Source organism: Polaromonas sp. UBA4122, assembly GCA_002381615.1.
Classification (GTDB): Bacteria; Pseudomonadota; Gammaproteobacteria; order Burkholderiales; family Burkholderiaceae_C; genus Polaromonas.
The window spans coordinates 1-2791 of sequence record DFWY01000020.1 but is presented as its reverse complement, the minus strand read 5'-3'; the positions used below and the strand labels follow the sequence as shown (position 1 = coordinate 2791).

Annotated in this window: 2 protein-coding genes and 1 pseudogene; 1 reads left to right on the top strand and 2 read right to left on the bottom strand. The window is 58.0% G+C overall.

The window, feature by feature from the left end; translation table 11 throughout:
- Window positions 1-824: pseudogene (locus B3F77_RS02810) on the bottom strand (ATP-binding cassette domain-containing protein); the annotation flags it as partial.
- A gap of 181 nt (window positions 825-1005) precedes the next feature.
- Here B3F77_RS02810 and B3F77_RS02805 point away from each other — a divergent pair.
- On the top strand, window positions 1006-2118 hold the full coding sequence (locus B3F77_RS02805; RefSeq protein ID WP_293603485.1) for an ABC transporter substrate-binding protein: 1113 nt from the start codon (window positions 1006-1008) through the stop codon (window positions 2116-2118).
- A 79-nt stretch (window positions 2119-2197) separates the two neighbouring features.
- Here the strand turns inward: B3F77_RS02805 and B3F77_RS02800 are convergent, their stop codons facing one another.
- Window positions 2198-2671, bottom strand: a complete 474-nt coding sequence (locus B3F77_RS02800) for a hypothetical protein (protein ID WP_293603484.1) — start codon at window positions 2669-2671, stop codon at window positions 2198-2200.
- Window positions 2672-2791: the final 120 nt, after the last annotated feature.

Sequence of the window (2791 nt, the reverse complement as noted above, 5' to 3'; positions counted from 1 at the left end):
CCCCCCCCCCCCCCCCCGTTTCCCCCCCCCCCCCCCCCTTTTTTTTTTGTTTTTTCTCTCCCCCCCCCCCCCGAGGGGGCGGGACTGGCTTGGGGCGGCCCTGCGCTGGCGTCCGCACCATGCTGAACGTACACATTGAGGCGACCGCCACCGCGCTTGAGTGCCGTCTCAATGGCCTCCATCACCCGTACTTTTTCGGCGGTGTGCAATCGAAAGCGGTCGGCGACGACATCTAAAAGTTTGTGGGGGCCCGCAGGGGTCGATATTTCACGTTCGGCATGCACGCGCGTAAAGCCGCTGGCCGAGAGCCATTGTTCGAGCTGCTCCGCACTGGTATTGCCTGGAAGCTCGACCGGAAACGTCATGACGACTCTTGGATCACTGTCAAGCGTGCGCGCCATCAGTTCGGCATAAATCGACTCCGGCGTGTCATGCCGAACGGCTTGGGCCGTCTGCCTGTCAAACAGCTGCGCCGCGCGTGCATAGAGCAGCTTCAGATGATCATTGAGCTCCGTCATGGTGCCCACGGTGGAGCGCGAGTTGCGCACCGGATTGGTCTGGTCGATCGCAATGGCGGGCGGCACGCCTTCGACCTTGTCAACCGCCGGTTTGTCCATGCGGTCCAGGAACTGTCGTGCGTAGGCCGAGAAGGTTTCCACATAACGGCGCTGGCCTTCGGCAAACAGTGTGTCAAACACCAGCGACGATTTTCCCGAGCCGCTGGGCCCGGTGACCACCGTCATTTCACCGGTACGAATGTCCAGATCAAGGTTTTTGAGGTTGTGCTGGCGCGCGCCGCGAATGCGGATGATTCCCTGGGACATGAATGGGGGTCTTTCCTGAAGAGGTCAAACATTCTAGACAAAGCATTTGCGGATCCTTGGCATGGAGTTAAAGCCCCGCGTAGACGCCGGATTTGAGGCGCCATGGTGGTTTTCCCTTCTCGTAATTTCCATGCTTTTATGGTCCACTTGGCAGCTAAAATTGAAACCCAAGGAAACCAATATGAAAAAACCGAGTTTGTGGTTCGCAGCCATCGTGGTGGCCGCCCTGAGCCATGCCAGCCAAGCGCAAATCCTGATCGGGCAAACCGCGGGATTTACCGGCGCCGTAGCATCCGGCGTGAAAGAAACCACAGACGGCGCAAAGCTCTATATTGATGCCATCAATGCCAAGGGCGGTATCGGTGGGCAGAAGATAGAGCTGATCTCGCTCGACGACAAGTTCGATCCCAAGCTGGCGGCCGAAAACGCGCGCAAGCTGATTGAAGAACAAAACGTGGTGGCAATGTTTCTCACACGCGGCACGCCACACACAGAAGCGATGATTCCGCTGCTCGACAAATACGGCGTGCCGCTCATAGGCCCGTCCACCGGCGCCATGGTGCTGCACCAGCCCGTCAAGAAACATATCTTCAATGTGCGCGCCACTTACCAGCGCGAAGCTGAAAAAGCTGTGACCCACCTGAACTCCATAGGCATCACCCGGATTGGCATTGTCTATGTTGACGACAGCTTCGGAGCCGATGGCATGGCCGGGGCGAAAAAAGGCCTGGTAGCGGCCAAGCTCACACCGGCCGTGCTGGAAAAATTTGACCGCTCCAAGCCCGACTTCGCACCGATAGCGACCAAGGTTTACCAGTCCAATGCGCAGGCCGTCATCATGGTGGCCTCCGCCCAGGCGGTGGTCGACGGCATGAAGGCCTTCCGCGCGGCCGGCTCTACCGCACAGATCGTGACGCTGTCCAACAACGCATCGGGCGGCTTTGTGAAGAGCCTGGGCGACAATGCGCGGGGCGTGATTGTCACGCAGGTCTTTCCTTACGAGCGCTCTATCGCCTTTTCCCTGGTCAAGGAAGCCCAGGAGTTGGCCAAGGCCAAGGGACAGAACGAACTCAGCCCGGCCATGCTGGAAGGCTTTGCCGCCGCCAAGGTGCTGGTTGAAGGCTTGCGTCGGGCCGGCACCAAACCGAGCCGCGAAAAAATTCAGGCAGCTCTTGAGGGCATTCGCAAACTGGATATTGGCGGGCTTGAAGTGAGCTACAGCCCTGAAGATCACACCGGACTTGATTTTGCCGATTTGTCCATCATTGGCACCGACGGAAAATTCAAGCGCTGAGCTGCGCTGATCTGAAGACCCACCCTCTCCAGGCGTGAAGCGGGCGCTTCATGCCTGAAGGCGAGCATGCCGCTGTGGCTCAGGAATACAAGGCGCTTTCAAGTTCCTTGAATTTCTCGGGGCCAACGGCTTCCTTGATTTTGGGCGCCAACTCCTGCAGCTTGGTCACATCGCCCGCGGCTTCAACTGCCAGGTTGAGCCGGAAGCCGCGCAGACCCAAGTTCGCGGTGAGCCGCGTGGCAATGGGATAGGCCCTTAAATAATGCTCTTGGGCATTCAGGCTGGGCGCTCCGGCAACGCCTTGCGCGGAAGCGGGAACCGACTGTGGCTCAAGCATGGCAGGTGGTGCAGCGGCACTGGCCACCAGCAGCCCTAGCGCCAACAGGTGATTGACATCCTCTGCCGTCACACCCAAGCCAGCCGTCCCTTTGACAACTTCTTCTACACGGCGTTTGCCGTCAAACATGATGAATGCCGCGCGCTGCCGTGGCGTTAACCCAAGGGAGCGGTCGTGCAAGACCGACTGACCCAACGCTGTTTTTGTGTAAATCATCGGTTTGTCTCCTGTAAGTGCGCGGCATGCGCGGCCGTTTTTTTGCTAAATTTCAGAAACTTTATTATGTAACGTTACTTTGCCATCCTTAATTCAATTTAGAACTAATCCGTAAATAAA

Excerpts from the sequence above, each read along its gene's own strand:
- B3F77_RS02805 (WP_293603485.1), top strand. The coding sequence starts at position 1,006 with ATGAAAAAACCGAGTTTGTGGTTCGCAGCCATCGTGGTGGCCGCCCTG.
- B3F77_RS02800 (WP_293603484.1), bottom strand. The coding sequence starts at position 2,671 with ATGATTTACACAAAAACAGCGTTGGGTCAGTCGGTCTTGCACGACCGC.